Raw genomic sequence first — 15,830 nt, 5'->3', positions numbered from 1 at the left:
CATTAAAGCTGGTTAAGCTATTTAATCATTAAAGAAGAAAGACTTTAATTTTAATGCTGACTTCTTTAATGATGTCTTTGAATACGTAATATCCGGGTAATGGTATGTTTTTAATCCATCAGGAATAGCTGATGTGTAAGGCTGAATAGCTGATTTAACGGTGTCTTCCTTCCAGATTCATCCCAATATCAGCGAGGGTTTTACCTTTTTCCCTCAATAACACCAGTAAATGGAAAATCAGGTCGGAACTTTCATTCACAAAATCCACATCCGTCTCATTCAATGCAGCAATAACAGTTTCCACACCTTCCTCACCAACTTTCTGTGCTATTTTATTCAGGCCTTTGTTGCGCAGTTTATTGACATAAGAATCTGCTGTAGGATTGTCATACCTGTCACCAATAATTTTCTCCAGTTCAAAGATGAAATTCTGGTTGAAGTTGGTCTTAAAGCAGCTTCTGCTACCGGTATGGCATGTAGGCCCCACCGGACTTGCCTTGATCAGGATCGTATCCCTGTCGCAGTCAATATGTGTTTCCTTAACAAAAAGGAAGTTACCGCTTTCTTCTCCTTTAGTCCAAAGGCGGCTTTTAGAGCGGGAGTAAAAAGTAACTTTTCCTTCCTGCTGTGTTTTAGTCCATGCCTCCTGGTTCATATAACCCAGCATCAGCACTTCCAATGTTTGTACATCCTGAATAATTACAGGAACCAAGCCATCGGTTTTTTCAAAATCTATATTCATAACCTTACTGGTATGTTGTGTTTTTTTAATTCGTTTTTAAGGTGGGGGATAGGGATCTCACCGAAGTGGAATACTGAGGCTGCCAGTGCGGCATCCACCCCCGTCTGTGTAAAAACGTCTGTAAAATGTTCAATTTTTCCCGCACCGCCGGAAGCAATGACAGGAATGTTGATCAGCTGACTGATATGGTTTAACAGCTTGCAGTCAAATCCTTGTTTGGTACCATCATGGTCCATTGAGGTGAGGAGGATCTCTCCTGCACCCAGGTCTTCCGTCTGCTTGATCCAGGTTTCCGTTTCGATTTCAGTGATCAGTCGCCCCCCGTTTAAATGCACCATGTTCTTGCCGTCGACCAGTTTGGTATCTACGGCTACCACCACAAACTGTACACCGAAAACTTTAGCCAGGTCTGCGATCAGCTGAGGATTTTTAACTGCGGCAGAGTTGATGCTGATCTTATCGGCCCCTCCATTCAGTAAGGCTTCAGCATCTGCAATTTCAGTGATCCCGCCACCTATAGTGAAGGGGATGTTCAGTTGCCGGGCAACCGATTTGACCATTTCGATCATCGTTTTCCGACGCTCATGCGTAGCCGTGATATCCAGGAATACCAATTCATCTGCACCCTGCTGTGCATATTGCCAGGCCAGTTCTACCGGGTCTCCTGCATCTTTAAGGTCTACGAAATTAACGCCTTTAACGGTGCGTCCGTCTTTGACATCCAGGCAGGGAATAATACGTTTACTCAGCATAAATTAAAGGGTGCTCAACGCTTTGAGGTTCCATTCCTTGATTTCCTCAATAGTGATACGGTTCTCATAGATCGCCTTTCCTACCACTACAGACCTTACGTCAAGCTTTGCCAGTTCTTTGATATCTTCCATTGAACTTACCCCGCCGGAAGCGATCAGTTTGATAAACGGAGAGTGTTCCAATAGTTTCTTATACAGATCTACTGCTGCGCCGCCCAGTTTGCCATCTTTGTTGATATCTGTACACAGGAAGCGGAAGAACCCCAACTGCAGGCATTTGTCAACATAATCCATGAGTTTAATGGGTGAGCTTTCCATCCATCCCGAATACTTGATCACTTCATCGAGTACATCAATCGCAATCACAATGCGGTTGGCATAATCGTATTTTTTACCTACCTCTTTGCTCAGGTCGGACAGGAAATCGGGGTTGGTAATGGCTTGTGTGCCGACAATCACGCGGTGAATACCTGCATCAAGCAATTTTGTCACCTGCTCAATAGTGCGGATCCCGCCTCCGTACTGCACGCGCATGTCTGTTTTTTTAATGATGTCAAAAAGTTCTGCCTGATTGCTGAAGTCTCCTTTGGCACCATTGAGGTCAATAATATGTATGAATTCTGTACCGTTAGACCGATAAGTTTCAATCATATCGGCGATAGAAACTTCATATACTGTTTTCTGGTTGTAGTCACCTTCTCTTAACCGGACTACCTTGCCATCTAAAATATCAATTGCAGGAATAATGTACATTGTATTATTTTAAGTTTGAAAAATTCATTAATAAGCGTTCTCCGGCAGCACCGGATTTCTCAGGGTGAAACTGCACCCCATAGAAGTTGTCTTTCTGTATGGCTGCAGAATAGACTAAACCATAGTCTACCCTTGCGATGTCAAAAGTAACGTTATATTCAATAAAGTACGAATGCACGAAATAAAATTGTGTCTGATTTTCAACACCTTCAAACAGCGGATTGTTTTTTGTTTCAATATTATTCCATCCCATGTGGGGAATTTTAATATGCAGCGCCTTGTCAAACAGCTTTGTCTGCAGGGGAAAGATGTTCATCATCTCGGCATCTCCTTCTTCAGAATGTGCAGTGAGCAGCTGCATACCCACACAAATACCCAATACAGGTTTTTTGAGTGCCTTAATGGTATCCACCAACCCGGTCTGTTGCAGTTTCGCCATGGCAGCCCCGGCGTGACCTACACCGGGGATAATAATATGTGAATATTGTTCAAATTCTTCCGCTTTATTGATCATGCCATAGCCGATACCCAGGCGTGATAAGGCTGAAGTGAGGGAGAAAATGTTCCCTGCTCCGTAATTTACGATTCCAATCATGGCTATAATAACCCTTTAGTACTCGGTAAAACTAACTTTTCCGGATCTCTTTTGATGGCCATTTTTATTGCTTTTGCAAAGGCTTTAAAGATAGCTTCAATTTTGTGGTGCTCATTGTCGCCTTCAGCTTTAATATTCAGGTTGCATTTCGCCGCATCGCTGAACGATTTAAAGAAGTGGTAAAACATTTCCGTAGGCACATCACCTACGCGCTCCCGTTTAAATTCCGCATCCCATACAATCCAGCTGCGGCCGCCGAAATCTATCGCTACCTGCGCCAGGCAATCGTCCATAGGCAGGCAGAAACCATATCTCTCCAGCCCCAGTTTATTGCCTATCGCTTTGGCAAAGGCTTCACCTAAAGCAATACCGGTGTCTTCAACCGTATGGTGTTCATCGATATGAAGGTCTCCTTTGGCAATGATTTTCAGATCTACCGACCCATGTCTTGCGATCTGGTCCAGCATATGGTTGAAGAAGTTTAATCCTGTTTCTATGTCCCCTTTGCCCGTGCCATCCAGGTCGATGTTGATCAGGATGTCTGTTTCATTTGTTTTTCTCAGGTGGCTTACCTGCCTGCTTCCCGCTTTCAGGAAGGTATAAATGTCTACCCAGCTTTGTGTTTGCAGGGCAATGTGGTCGGTCAGTGTTTCCACTTTCTCCATCATCTCATTTTGTCCCAGCAGGTCGTTGTTACGCAGCCAAATTGCTTTGGCACCCAGGTTTTTTGCCAGGATAACGTCGTTCAGACGGTCGCCGATGACAAATGAATTGGCAAGGTCGTAATCGCCTTTAAAGAAATGCAGCAGTAATCCTGTGTTTGGCTTACGGGTCACTGCATTTTCATGGGCAAATGTTTTATCGATGATGACCTCACTGAACGTAACCCCCTCACCGGCAAAGGTGTCTAGGATGAAATGGTGTACCGGCCAGAAGTTCAGTTCCGGATGTGAATCGGTTCCCAGACCATCCTGGTTGGTGACCATCACCAATTCAAAATCCAGTTCTGCCGCAATTTTACTCAGGTAGTGTAAGGATTTAGGGTAAAATTTCAGCTTCGCAAAGGAATCAATTTGTTCATCCTCCGGCTCGGTAATCAGGGTACCATCGCGGTCAATAAAAAGAATCTTTTTCATGTTTTTATCGTTATGTTTAATCGATATGCTAATGACGGTTTCAGGAGTTTGTAAATGATTTAAGCGTGGTTAACAGGATCTCATTTTCCTGGGGTGTACCCACGGTAATTCTGAGGCAGCCTTCACAGAGTGTTACTTTTGAACGGTCCCTGATGATAATGCCCTGCGCAACGAGGTTGTTATAGGTTCCTGTTGCATCATCAACTTCTGCAAGGATGAAGTTGGCATCGGAAGGGTATACTTTCCTGACAAAAGGTAGGGATTGCAGATCCACGATTAGCTGCTCGCGGTCGGCCACCGTAAGTTTGATCCATTCGTTGACCACACTGATATTTTTGAGCGCTTCCAGTGCCAGGTCCTGCGTCGACTGACTGATGTTGTACGGCGCCTTTACTTTATTCATGATGCCGATCACCACGGTGGAGGCAAAGGCCATCCCAAGGCGTAACCCGGCTAGTCCCCAGGCTTTGGAAAACGTTTGCAGGATGACCAGGTGCGGATATTCTGTTAATTCCTGAATAAAGGTCCGTTGCTTGGCGAAGTTGATATATGCCTCGTCAATAACCACCAGTCCTTTGAAGTTCGCCAGTACGGTTTCTATATCGGTTCGGATAATCGAGTTTCCGGTAGGATTATTCGGGGAGCAGATGAAAATGATTTTTGTATTTTCGTCTATAGCTTCTGCAATTCCTTCCAGGTCTAACTGGAAATTTGGGAGCAGGTTGACTTTGCGGACTTCCACATCATTGATATTGGCAGATACTTCATACATGCCATACGTAGGTGGCAGAATGATCACATTGTCTTTTCCGGGATTGCAGAATGCCCTGTACAAAAGGTCGATGGCCTCGTCGCTGCCATTGCCAAGGAAAGTATGTTCTACGGGTACGCCCTTGATTTTGCTGATCGCCTCTTTCAGTTCCAGCTGTAAAGGATCAGGATAACGGTTAAAGTTTTCCGGCAGGGGAGAACCGAAACTATTTTCATTGGCATCCAGGTATACACTTGCCTGTCCTTTGTATTCATCCCTTGCGGTAGAGTAAGGACGCAGGTTTTTAATGTTTTCGCGCTGTAAATTCTTAATATCCATCTGTTGATTTTAAACGAATAGTGATTGCATTTTTGTGTGCCTGCAGACCTTCTGCAGCAGCTAAGATTTCAACTGTTGGTCCGATTGCGGTTAAACCGGCAGGATTGATATGCTGAAAAGTTATTTTTTTGATAAAGGAATCGGTAGAGACTCCTGAATAGGCTTTGGCAAAGCCACTGGTGGGCAGGGTATGGTTCGTTCCTGAAGCATAATCACCCGCACTTTCCGGTGTCAGGTTACCCAGGAATACCGAGCCTGCATTGATGATCAAAGGAGTAAGGGCCTCAAAGTTTTCTGTAGCCAGGATCAGGTGTTCCGGTGCATACTGGTTGCTGAAGTCCATGGCCTGTCCGGTATTTTCAACCAGTACCGCATAGGAGTTTGCTATGGCTTTTGCTGCGATGTCTTTTCTTGGCAGCTCTTTCAACTGGGATTCGATTTCCGCCAGGGTTTGTTCAATCATCGCAGAAGAGGTGGAAACCAGTATCGCCTGACTGTCCGTACCGTGCTCCGCCTGCGCCAGGAGGTCAGCTGCAACAAAGGCAGGACTGGCGGTTTCGTCGGCAATGACAAGTACCTCTGAAGGGCCTGCCGGCATATCAATAGCCGTTATTCCGGAAGCGAGAACGAGTTGTTTTGCCTGCGTGACATACCTGTTGCCGGGACCAAAAATCTTGTAGACTTTAGGGATGGTCGGTGTGCCGAAGGCCATAGCGGCAACAGCTTGTGCACCCCCCACGAGGTAGATTTTCTCTATCCCCAGCAGCAGGGCACAATAGGCAAGGTAACAGTTGGTTTTTCCATCTTTCTGCGGAGGGGAGCAAACGATAATCTGCTGACATCCGGAAAGGACGGCCGGAATACCCAGCATAAGGAAGGTACTTGGAAGGACGGCAGTTCCTCCCGGTATATAGAGGCCCACTTTTTCAATAGCCCTGGCCTCACGCCAGCAGCTGACACCCGCCATGGTTTCTACCTTGGCTTCTTTGGAAAGCTGTGCGGCATGAAAAGCCCTGATGTTGGCATACGCGGTGTCTATTGCTTCTTTTGCTTCTTCAGGTATCGTCGCGGCAATAGCCTCAATTTCCGTTTTATCGATAAATAGCTGTGTCAGTTTTACCTGGTCAAATGCCAGTGCATAATCAAATAATGCTTTGTCACCCTCAGCTTTTACGGTTTCAATGATTGACTTTACCCTTTCGGTGATGGTATGATCATCTGCCAGTTGCCGTAAGCAAAGCTCTTCTTTTTGCTGGCTGGATAAATCAGTATACGTGTAGGTCTTCATCAGAATATATTAATGTGATGAAGCTATCCCGGTTAATGAACCTCAGGGTACAGGAATCAGGATAGTTTCAATTTAATGTTTTAAAAAATGGTTCAGGCCGTTTTTGCTAACGTGCTGATGCTTTCTGCGGATTAAGCAATAATTTTCTCAATCGGCATCACAACAATTCCTTCTGCTCCGGCAGCTTTAAGGCTGTTGATTTTTTCCCAGAAGTCCTGCTCAGCAATAACAGAATGTACAGCAACCCAGTCCGGTTCAAAAAGCGGGACAATGGTAGGGCTTTTTACACCCGGTAACAGGCTCACTACTTTTTCCAGGTTGGATTTGGCTACGTTAAGCACTACGTATTTGGTTTCCTTGGCACGCAGTACGGAACGTATTCTCTGCAGGAGTTCCTGAACGTCTTCGTTCAGCTCAATACCTTTGTTACCAATCAGTACAGCTTCCGATTTCATGACCTCGGCAAATGGCTTTAAACCATTGCTTTTCAATGTTCCACCGGTGGAAACGATATCGCAGATGGCATCGCTCAGCCCCAGTCCGGGACCAATCTCTACCGATCCGGAGATGGTACGCACCACGGCATTCACGTTGTTATCTTTCAGGTATTTTTCTAAGATCACCGGGTAGGACGTCGCAATTGCCTTTCCTTCCAGTCCGGCAACATCAGTAATTTCACTTTCATTGGGAATAGCGATCTTCAACGTACATTTTCCGAAACCCAGTTTTTGCAGGTAAGTCACATCGGCATCGACCTCAGTGATCACGTTTTCACCGACAATGCCCAGATCGGCAATGCCATCCTGTACGTATTCAGGAATATCATCATCCCTTAAAAAGAGGATTTCCAGCGGGAAATTGGTCACAGTGGATATAAGGGAGCTTTTATAATTCTCAAAAGATAAGCCGCAATTTTTAAGTATCTCTACAGATTTTTCGTTTAATCTACCAGATTTCTGGATAGCTATTTTAAGTGTTTTCAATGGATTGAAATTATTGAATAAGACAGGAAATTATTATTTCGGAAACAAGTTTTGAAGTACAAAACATTACATATACATCGCCAACAGGCGATGGTGCAGATGTAAGTGATGGTTCAAGTGTTTGTTCATAAATAGCTTAATCCCATATTCAATAATGCGTCGCACTATGAGGGTATGCAAATATATAGATTGAAATCACAAATCAAAAAATATATGGCATTTTATTTGATCATAAGCATAGATAGCATAGAAAATATGCCGCTGTTGGCTTAATAACGCTCATTTTGAAAAGAATTATTTACCTGATTATCCCCGTTTGTCTGTCTGTTTCTTCCTGTAACTGGTTTAAAACCATACCGGAAGCGGGAGTCGTCTTATCTGAACACTTCCATAATAAACTCTACAAAGAATTTGACACGGCAGCTTATCATCTTGTCTTTAACCGCCATCTTGACTCATTAAAAGATAAATTGAGTAATCCGCTTACGTTGAGTAAGTTTTATGCCAATGATGAACGCAAAGCGGAATTTGTGATACGTTTTTATGCCAGCGGAGCAATAGATACACTTAAAGATTACATTGGCAGGGCAGAAGAACACGGTTTTAATCCGCGCATTTTCGGACACCAGGAACTGGAAGAGCTGCTGGGTAAACTGGGACAGAATAAGTTCAGGTCGATTGCCGAAGTTTATCCTGTCGTTGCCGATCTGGAACTTGTAGCTGCCTCATCGCTGCTGAAATATGAGATATTCCTCAGCTATGGCAGTGTAAATCCCCGGAATACCCTGAACCGTTATTATGTGACCGTAAAAAGACCCGACAGCACCAGCATTAATCGTGTTTTGGGAACAGATGACCTGCCTGGCCTGCTCAGGAAAATACAACCTTCGTCTGAAAATTACAAGACCCTGCAGCAAAACCTTCGTGTACTGAAGAAAAATGCAGCACGGAATGAAGCCGCGATCAAAGCGATAGAGGTCAATATGGAGCGTCTGCGCTGGAAGCTGCCCGATCTGGGAGAGGAGTATGTAGAAGTCAATATTCCCGACTTTTCCCTTACCTGGTTTCATAAGGAAGACACGGTAACCCACATGAAGGTGTGTGTAGGTGGCAGAAGAGAACAGGATTACGAGGAAAAAATGAAGACCTTTCTGAAAACGCAGCGTCTGGATGATAAGCCGAAGAACCACCAGACACCCATTCTGATCAGTAAGTTCAGTTCCATACAGGTCAACCCGATATGGAATATTCCGGTCAGCATTGCCAAAAGCGAAATCTATTTTCAGGCATTGCGCGATCCCTATTACCTTTCCAATAACAATATGAAAGTGTATTACAAAGGACAGCTGGTGAATGATCCGGATACGATCCAATGGCGGAATTATTCCCGTGAAAAGTTACCCTTCCAGTTTAAACAGGGCTCAGGTGCAGGCAATGCCCTGGGGAAATTCAAGTTTATCTTTGACAATGGATCCAGCATCTACCTGCATGATACCAATAATAAAGCTGCATTTAACCGCGAACAAAGGGCAATAAGCCATGGTTGTGTGCGCGTGGAAAAACCGCTGGAATTCGCCGAAAAGCTGGTGGATAATGCCTATCAGTATGACCAGCTGCGGATGGAAGTGAACCTTCCGCCAGTTGATACCACTAAAATGGAGGTCTTCCGGAAGAGAATGGCGAAGAAAGCAGATACGCTGAATGTCTTTCAGCTGAAGCCAAAATGGTTTGGAACGAAGAAAAATGTAGCTATTTTCATCAATTACAAAACTGCCTGGGCAGATCGTGGCGCCATTCAATACCGGAATGATGTTTATGGTTTGGATGATGCCTTGTATAATGCAATGAAAAAGTTCAAATAGAATGAAATAGTTCAAATAATTTCTACCTTTGGTTTTTAATGAATTTCCTCTACCCAGGTTTTCTTTTTTCATTGATGGCAGTAATTATTCCTGTCCTTATTCATTTATTTAATTTCAGGAAATTCAAGGTTGTCTATTTCAGTAATGTACAGTTTCTGAAGGCCGTTAAAGAACAGCACTCTTCCAGGGAAAAGCTCAAAAATCTGCTGATCCTTTTTGCCCGTATCCTCGCCATAGTTTTTCTTGTCCTTGCCTTCGCAAGACCCTATTTTTCTTCCGGTACAGACCACAAGCCTGGCCTGACGAATATGGTAAATATCTATATTGACAATTCTTACAGTATGGAGAACCAGAACAAGGAAGGAAGTCTGCTGGATGAGGCCAAACGCAGGGCGAAAGAAATTGCTAAGGGTTTTTCTCCCAACGACCGCTTTCAGCTGACGACAAATGATTTTGAAGGGAAACATCAGCGTAAACTGAACGTGGAAGAACTTATACAGCAGATAGATGAGGTAAAGATTTCCCCGGCACAGCGCAGCCTGCAACAGGTGCTTAACCGTCAGCAGGCAGGAGAAACAGGGGCTACCGCAAACTACAATTCCTATAGTTATATCCTGTCAGATTTTCAGCAGCATTTTGCAGGCAGGGGCCTGAATAACGGAAAGCTGAAATCAGACAGCAATACCTCAGTTTCACTGGTCAGGCTGAGCGCCAATGCACAACCCAATGTGGCAGTTGACAGTATCTGGTCACTTTCACCTGCCCACCGTCCGAATGATCAGGAACGTTTTGTGGTACAGCTGCACAATTATGGGGAAGAGAACAGCGGCAAGGTTGCCCTGAAATTGACCGTTAACCATCAGCAGAAAGGGCTGACAACGGTAAATATTCCTGCTGGTAAATCTGTTCGGGATACGTTAAGCTTCAGTGGACTGGCTGCAGGCTGGCAAAAAGGAATCGTAAGTATCAAGGATTTTCCCATTACTTTCGATGATACGCTGAACTTCAGCTTTAAGGTGAATGCTGAATTACCCGTGTTGCACATCAGTGCTGTAGCCGGCGGCGCAACAAAGGCCTCCTCCACCCGCTACATCAGTTCTCTTTTCTCTGCCGATCCGTATTTCCGCCTGACCACCATGCCGGAATCGAATATTACCTATTCCGCTTTTTCTGCTTATCCGCTGATTATTGTCTCCGGATTAAAATCACCTTCAAGCGGACTGGCTGGTCAGCTGAGAAACCATGTGAAAAATGGGGGCGCTGTAGCCATCTTCCCCGACCTGGATGCTTCTCCGGCAGTATACACTACTTTCTTAAACAGTCTATCACTGCCAGGCGTAGAGCGGTTAAGTCAGGATACACTGACTGTAAATTCCATCGATTTAAAGAGTAATCTCTTCAGCGATGTTTTTGAGCAGCTTCCTGCGCAGCTGGACCTGCCCCGTGTAAACCGTCATTTCGTCTATACGCAAAACAATAAAAGCAGCAGGGAGGACATCATGGGATTGCCTTTCCGGCAGCTGTTCTTCTCGCGTTATCACCTGGGGGCAGGACAGATTTATCTTTCTTCCACCTCCCTGGAGAGCAGGGACAGTAATTTACCATTACATGCGGTATTTGTGCCGCTTATGTATAAAGTAGCCTTCTTAAGTGTTCAGGAACAGCCCTTGTATTACACCCTGGGCAGTAACCTGCAACTCAGCAGCAAACCATTGCAGTTGAAGCCCGACCAGCCGGTAAAATTATCATCAGCCCGGCTGGAGGTGATACCCGAACTGAGGCAGCAGCCGGGAAAAACCCTGCTGTATATTGCCGATCAGCTGAAGTCGACCGGATTTTATGAATTAAAAAAAGCAGACTCCTTGTTAGCTGTGTATGCTTTCAATGATAACCGGCTGGAATCAGACATGCACTATATGGCTTCTTCCAGCCTGGAAGCGCTATTGACAAAGAAGAATATCACTATAAATAATTCAGGGGCCAGTATTGTTGCCGGCGGTATAAAAAATAACCACACAGAGTTATGGAAACTTTGTATAGTTTTGTGTGCTGTTTTTTTAGCCCTGGAAGTTATATTGACCCAATTTTTTAACAACCCAAAAAACATACTCAGAACATGAACCTTCTCCTCAAAGGCGTAACCATAGCCGATTCCAACAGTCAGTTTAACCATCAAGTTCGTGATGTACGTGTAACGCAGGGGAAGATCGTTACCATTGCTGAACATTTAACAGGGCAGAAAGATGAGCAGATCATTGAAGGAAAAGGTGCTTTTCTGTCCCCGGGTTTCTTCGACCTGAACTGTTCGATCGGAGATCCTGGGTTTGAGACCAAGGAAGATATCCTGACGGCGACATCGGCAGCACAGGCCGGAGGATTTACAGGCCTGGCGGTATTGCCGCATACCAAACCGGTAGTGCATACCAAGGGAGAGGTGCAGTATATTATCAACCAGGCGAAAGACAACCTGGTGGATGTACATCCTATAGGGGCGATCAGTCATGACCTGGAAGGCAAAGAACTTGCTGAAATGTTCGACATGAAAAAAGCGGGTGCCGTAGCTTTCTCTGATGGGACGAAGCCGGTAACAGATGATGGGTTTATGAGCCGTGCGCTTCAATATGCAAACGGAATTGGTGCTTTGCTGATCGTACATCCTGAGAATAAATCGATAGCGGGTAAATCGCAGGTCAACGAAAGTAAAACCAGTGTGTTACTGGGCATGAAAGGTATTCCGGCATTAGCCGAGGAGATGCAGATTTCCAGGGATATTTTTCTGGCCACCTACCATGCTGCACCCGTACACATCAGCAATATCTCCACTGCCGGATCTGTCGCATTAATCAAAAGAGCAAAAAAAGACGGTGTTAAAATCACCTGTGATGTAGCGGCACACCATCTGGTGTTCACGGAAGAGTTATTGAATGACTTCGACAGCAATTATAAAGTGAAACCTCCGCTGCGGGGTAAGGCCGATATCAAAGCATTACTTGCGGGGCTGAAGGACGGAACGATAGATGTTATCGCCTCTCAGCACAGGCCACATGAACCTGAGTTCAAGAATGTGGAATTTGAAATCGCTTCCTACGGGATTATTGCTTTGCAGACTGTATTGCCATTGCTGGTAAAAGCTGGCCTTGATGCTTCGCAGATTGCAGAAAAACTGGCCGTAAATCCACGTAAACTCCTTCAACTGGAAGTGCCTGTCATTGCAGAAGGACAAAAGGCGAATTTCACGCTGTTCAACCTGACTACAAAATGGGTATACCAGGCAGACAATAACTACTCAAAATCAAGAAATACCCCATTGTTGGGCCAGACTTTAACCGGTCAGGTTCAATTGGTCTATAACAACAACAAATTTCAAGTATATGGATAATAATGTAAAACTGGCGCTACTAGCGTCACTGGATAAATTCGCAGCAGTTTCTGGTCAGGATACCGCTGGATTGGGAGAGGAACTGGTATCTGTATTCGTTAAAGAAACCGGCTTTCTGGAAAAGGTGGCTGAGTTTGATGAGGTATTGGATGCACATCCGGATTTTGAAGAATTAAGGGAAGTATTTTTTGATTTGCTGATGATCAACTTCTTTGCCAGTGATGTAAAGAAACTGGAAGAAGACTACCTCGATACCGAGGAGTGGGCCAACATAGAAGAAGACACCATTGACCGTGGAACGGAGCTGCTGAACTTATTATTGTATATCAATGAATGTCATGATGAGCACATCAGACCTGAACTTGGTGATTTCCTGACAGAATTCCTGTTGGTAGAAGAAGATGAGTTCCAGGATGAGTTTCACATCTATGAAGACCTCATCAGCAATCAGCAATTGGCAGAAAGCAGTATTGAGGATATCATCAACCACAAAAACATGGTTGATCTTGGAGAAGAAATTGAAGAGCTGTTCGTGCCTTTCATGGCTTTCTTTAACCAGCCGAAAGCAACAGCAGAAGCATATAAAGAACTGGAAGAGTTTAGCACAGCTAAAGAATTCGATACGGCTGTATATGCATTGATCACTACTTTCAACGAAAATAAATAGTTAACCTGATTTTATACTATGGAACAACAACTGAAAGAATTGGAACTGAAGCCCAACAAGCTGGCCTTCCAGGCGGCAATAAGCTTTGCCGTATATTACCTGGTATTAACGTACCTGCTGAAATTGCTGAATATTGATACGGCACAGCCGGATCTGGACACCGCTACGAAAATTATCGTGTCTATTTTATCTTATGTACCTTTTGTACTGGCAGTCATCTTTGTGGAACTGAGGCATAAAGCAGAGCTTGGTGGGTATATGAGTTTCGGAAGGGGATTTTCTGCGGGATTCAGGACCAGCGCTTATGCAGGTTTGTTCCTTTTTATCATTATGCTTTTATACTATAAAGTACTTGATCCTGCGGCGATGTCGCACATGATGGATGTGGCAGCGGAACAGGTAGGTGATGATGAAGCAAAAGTGAAAGCGGTAAGAATGATGGGGCCTTATATGGCCTTGTTCACAGCTTTCGGACTTGCCATTACTTATACTTTGTTTGGCCTGATCGTTAGCCTTGTTGCTGCGGCCTTCCTGAAAAAGGATTCAGCACTGCATAGTGACGCTGTATAATCTTTATTCACATAAATTTAAGAACGTGCATGTTTTATCATTTTAATTGATAAAATTTGCACGTTATTTTTTTATCACAATTTTATACCTGCATGGATATTTCTATTGTCGTTCCCTTACTTAATGAAGAAGAGTCATTACCCGAATTAACTGAATGGATACACAAGGTGATGGTGGAAAATAATTTCTCCTATGAACTGCTTTTTGTAGATGATGGGAGTACCGATTCTTCATGGCAGGTGATCACAGCATTGAAACTAACGTTTCCCGCAGTAAAAGGTATTAAATTCCGTCGGAATTATGGGAAATCTGCCGCGCTGAATGTAGCCTTTGAGGCAGCGCAGGGGGAGGTGATTATTACGATGGATGCAGATCTTCAGGACAGTCCAGATGAGATCCCTGAATTGTACCGCAGGATCAAAACGGAGAAGCTGGATATTATTTCCGGCTGGAAAAAGAAACGTTATGATCCGATAACCAAGACGATTCCAACCAAACTGTTCAATGCCGCCACACGGAAAATGTCGGGCATACAGCTGAACGATTTCAATTGCGGACTGAAGGCTTACCGCAGTGAGGTCATCAAAACAATTGAAGTATACGGGGAGATGCACCGCTATATCCCAGTAATTGCAAAATGGGCAGGCTTCAAGGAAATTTCTGAGCAGGTCGTAGAACACCGGGCCAGGAAATATGGCGTAACCAAGTTTGGCTTAAGCCGTTTCATCAATGGTTTCCTGGATTTGCTGTCTATATTTTTTGTCGGAAAGTTTGGCAAACGTCCCATGCACTTTTTCGGATCATTGGGTGTGTTAAGCTTCCTGATCGGTACCATCATGGCCCTATGGATCATTGGGGAAAAGCTGTACCATATTTCGATGAGTATTCCTTACAAACGTGAAATTACCGATCAGCCGGGCTTTTACATTGCACTGGTCGCGATTGTCCTGGGTTCACAATTGTTCCTTACCGGCTTTGTCGCGGAATTGGTGACACGTAATGCTTCAGAACGTAACCAATACCTCATAGAAAGGGAAATCCTTTAAAATTATGTTTTTTTCTATCATTATCCCTTTATATAACCGGCCGCAGGAGATCGATGAACTGCTGGAAACACTCTGTGTGCAGACCTATATGCAGTTTGAAGTGCTGGTCATTGAAGATGGTTCTGTAAAAGATGCGAAAGAAATTGTGCAGCGTTACAGCGACCGTCTCGACATCAGTTATTTTTACAAGGAAAATGCGGGTCAGGGTTTTGCAAGGAACTATGGCTTTGAACGGGCCAAAGGAGATTACTTCGTGATCTTCGACTCCGACTGCCTCATCCCGGAAGATTACCTGGAAACGGTGAAGGACTATTTATTCGATCACCATCTTGATGCCTATGGCGGACCGGATGCGGCGCACCATAGCTTTACGGCGGTACAGAAAGCCATCAGTTATGGCATGACCTCGCCCTTTACCACAGGGGGGATCCGCGGGAATAAAAACCATGTCGGACAGTTTCATCCGCGCAGCTTCAACATGGGCGTATCCAGGGAAGTGTGGGAGAAAGTTGGTGGTTTTAAGCTCACGCGCCTCGGTGAAGACATTGAATACAGTATCCGTATCCATGAAAGTGGATTTAAGATCGGGCTGATTCCCGGGGCCAGGGTCTTCCATAAGCGGAGGACCAGCATGATGCAGTTTTACAAACAGATCCATTTCTTCGGCCGTGCCAGGATCAATATTTATAAACATTTCCCCTCAGAATTAAAGCTGGTCCATTTTTTTCCGGCTGTATTTACCCTGGGGGTCTTTTTTACCCTACTGTTCAACATCTTTTATAGTCCTCTGGCTTACCTTGGTAACGCCATTCTTCTGGCATATTTTATGTTGATATTTTTTCATTCCTGGACAGTTAATAAATCATTAAAAGTTGCATTTTTGAGTATTATTTCCTCATTTATCCAGCTTACTGCTTATGGTTTAGGGTTTATGCAGGATTTTATCAAGAGAATACTACTCAAATGA

Annotated in this window: 15 protein-coding genes; 7 read left to right on the top strand and 8 right to left on the bottom strand. The window is 44.4% G+C overall.

What is annotated here, in order from left to right; genetic code table 11:
• Positions 1-154: 154 nt before the first annotated feature.
• The 8 genes from hisIE to hisG form a co-directional block, all read right to left on the bottom strand.
• Positions 155-742 carry a bifunctional phosphoribosyl-AMP cyclohydrolase/phosphoribosyl-ATP diphosphatase HisIE gene (hisIE, locus tag ACSBL2_RS20850; protein WP_442588492.1) on the bottom strand — a complete coding sequence of 196 codons (588 nt, stop codon included), beginning with the start codon at positions 740-742 and terminating at the stop codon, positions 155-157.
• Positions 739-1,494, bottom strand: a complete 756-nt coding sequence (hisF, locus tag ACSBL2_RS20845) for an imidazole glycerol phosphate synthase subunit HisF (protein WP_442588491.1) — start codon at positions 1,492-1,494, stop codon at positions 739-741. The genes hisIE and hisF overlap by 4 nt, the downstream gene beginning before the upstream one ends.
• Positions 1,495-1,497: 3 nt before the next feature.
• Entirely contained in the window at positions 1,498-2,247 is a 750-nt protein-coding gene (hisA, locus tag ACSBL2_RS20840) for a 1-(5-phosphoribosyl)-5-[(5-phosphoribosylamino)methylideneamino]imidazole-4-carboxamide isomerase (protein WP_442588490.1), read from the bottom strand.
• A 4-nt stretch (positions 2,248-2,251) separates the two neighbouring features.
• Positions 2,252-2,842, bottom strand: a complete 591-nt coding sequence (hisH, locus tag ACSBL2_RS20835; RefSeq protein WP_442588489.1) for an imidazole glycerol phosphate synthase subunit HisH — start codon at positions 2,840-2,842, stop codon at positions 2,252-2,254.
• 2 nt (positions 2,843-2,844) lie between these two features.
• Positions 2,845-3,978 (bottom strand): bifunctional histidinol-phosphatase/imidazoleglycerol-phosphate dehydratase HisB, encoded by a 1,134-nt coding sequence (hisB, locus tag ACSBL2_RS20830; protein WP_442588488.1) that lies wholly within the window; start codon positions 3,976-3,978, stop codon positions 2,845-2,847.
• Positions 3,979-4,018: 40 nt separating this feature from the next.
• Complete coding sequence (gene hisC, locus ACSBL2_RS20825; protein ID WP_442588487.1) at positions 4,019-5,068, bottom strand: histidinol-phosphate transaminase; 1,050 nt, start codon at positions 5,066-5,068, stop codon at positions 4,019-4,021.
• On the bottom strand, positions 5,058-6,356 hold the full coding sequence (gene hisD / locus ACSBL2_RS20820; RefSeq protein ID WP_442588486.1) for a histidinol dehydrogenase: 1,299 nt from the start codon (positions 6,354-6,356) through the stop codon (positions 5,058-5,060). Before hisD ends, hisC begins: the two co-directional genes overlap by 11 nt.
• 131 nt (positions 6,357-6,487) lie before the next feature.
• On the bottom strand, positions 6,488-7,339 hold the full coding sequence (gene hisG / locus ACSBL2_RS20815; protein WP_442588485.1) for an ATP phosphoribosyltransferase: 852 nt from the start codon (positions 7,337-7,339) through the stop codon (positions 6,488-6,490).
• Between the two features lie 284 nt (positions 7,340-7,623).
• Between hisG and ACSBL2_RS20810 the strand changes: the two genes are divergently transcribed.
• From ACSBL2_RS20810 to ACSBL2_RS20780, 7 genes are all read left to right on the top strand, one after another.
• Positions 7,624-9,201, top strand: coding sequence for a L,D-transpeptidase family protein (locus tag ACSBL2_RS20810; protein WP_442588484.1), 1,578 nt, complete (start codon positions 7,624-7,626; stop codon positions 9,199-9,201).
• 74 nt (positions 9,202-9,275) lie between these two features.
• Positions 9,276-11,321: a BatA domain-containing protein gene (locus ACSBL2_RS20805; RefSeq protein ID WP_442588483.1), complete on the top strand. Its 2,046-nt coding sequence runs from the start codon at positions 9,276-9,278 to the stop codon at positions 11,319-11,321.
• Positions 11,318-12,580 (top strand): dihydroorotase, encoded by a 1,263-nt coding sequence (locus tag ACSBL2_RS20800; protein ID WP_442588482.1) that lies wholly within the window; start codon positions 11,318-11,320, stop codon positions 12,578-12,580. Before ACSBL2_RS20805 ends, ACSBL2_RS20800 begins: the two co-directional genes overlap by 4 nt.
• On the top strand, positions 12,573-13,247 hold the full coding sequence (locus tag ACSBL2_RS20795; protein WP_442588481.1) for a hypothetical protein: 675 nt from the start codon (positions 12,573-12,575) through the stop codon (positions 13,245-13,247). The genes ACSBL2_RS20800 and ACSBL2_RS20795 overlap by 8 nt, the downstream gene beginning before the upstream one ends.
• A gap of 18 nt (positions 13,248-13,265) precedes the next feature.
• A complete protein-coding gene (locus ACSBL2_RS20790; RefSeq protein ID WP_442588480.1) occupies positions 13,266-13,817 on the top strand; it encodes a DUF4199 domain-containing protein in 552 nt (183 codons plus the stop codon).
• A gap of 92 nt (positions 13,818-13,909) precedes the next feature.
• A complete protein-coding gene (locus ACSBL2_RS20785) occupies positions 13,910-14,863 on the top strand; it encodes a glycosyltransferase family 2 protein (RefSeq protein ID WP_442588479.1) in 954 nt (317 codons plus the stop codon).
• Positions 14,864-14,867: 4 nt separating this feature from the next.
• Positions 14,868-15,830: a glycosyltransferase gene (locus tag ACSBL2_RS20780; protein ID WP_442588478.1), complete on the top strand. Its 963-nt coding sequence runs from the start codon at positions 14,868-14,870 to the stop codon at positions 15,828-15,830.

Source organism: Pedobacter sp. AW31-3R (assembly GCF_052180285.1).
Lineage (GTDB): Bacteria > Bacteroidota > Bacteroidia > Sphingobacteriales > Sphingobacteriaceae > Pedobacter.
The sequence above is the reverse complement of the archived record's forward strand: the minus strand, read 5'-3'. Positions and strand labels throughout refer to the sequence as shown.

What these genes read in the sequence shown, in the direction of transcription:
- ACSBL2_RS20785 (WP_442588479.1), top strand. Translation starts at nt 13,910, where the DNA reads ATGGATATTTCTATTGTCGTTCCCTTACTTAATGAAGAAGAGTCATTA.
- hisC (WP_442588487.1), bottom strand. Translation starts at nt 5,068, where the DNA reads ATGGATATTAAGAATTTACAGCGCGAAAACATTAAAAACCTGCGTCCT.
- hisF (WP_442588491.1), bottom strand. Translation starts at nt 1,494, where the DNA reads ATGCTGAGTAAACGTATTATTCCCTGCCTGGATGTCAAAGACGGACGC.
- hisH (WP_442588489.1), bottom strand. Translation starts at nt 2,842, where the DNA reads ATGATTGGAATCGTAAATTACGGAGCAGGGAACATTTTCTCCCTCACT.
- hisIE (WP_442588492.1), bottom strand. Translation starts at nt 742, where the DNA reads ATGAATATAGATTTTGAAAAAACCGATGGCTTGGTTCCTGTAATTATT.
- hisB (WP_442588488.1), bottom strand. Translation starts at nt 3,978, where the DNA reads ATGAAAAAGATTCTTTTTATTGACCGCGATGGTACCCTGATTACCGAG.
- ACSBL2_RS20800 (WP_442588482.1), top strand. Translation starts at nt 11,318, where the DNA reads ATGAACCTTCTCCTCAAAGGCGTAACCATAGCCGATTCCAACAGTCAG.
- ACSBL2_RS20780 (WP_442588478.1), top strand. Translation starts at nt 14,868, where the DNA reads ATGTTTTTTTCTATCATTATCCCTTTATATAACCGGCCGCAGGAGATC.
- ACSBL2_RS20790 (WP_442588480.1), top strand. Translation starts at nt 13,266, where the DNA reads ATGGAACAACAACTGAAAGAATTGGAACTGAAGCCCAACAAGCTGGCC.
- ACSBL2_RS20795 (WP_442588481.1), top strand. Translation starts at nt 12,573, where the DNA reads ATGGATAATAATGTAAAACTGGCGCTACTAGCGTCACTGGATAAATTC.
- hisD (WP_442588486.1), bottom strand. Translation starts at nt 6,356, where the DNA reads ATGAAGACCTACACGTATACTGATTTATCCAGCCAGCAAAAAGAAGAG.
- ACSBL2_RS20805 (WP_442588483.1), top strand. Translation starts at nt 9,276, where the DNA reads ATGGCAGTAATTATTCCTGTCCTTATTCATTTATTTAATTTCAGGAAA.
- hisA (WP_442588490.1), bottom strand. Translation starts at nt 2,247, where the DNA reads ATGTACATTATTCCTGCAATTGATATTTTAGATGGCAAGGTAGTCCGG.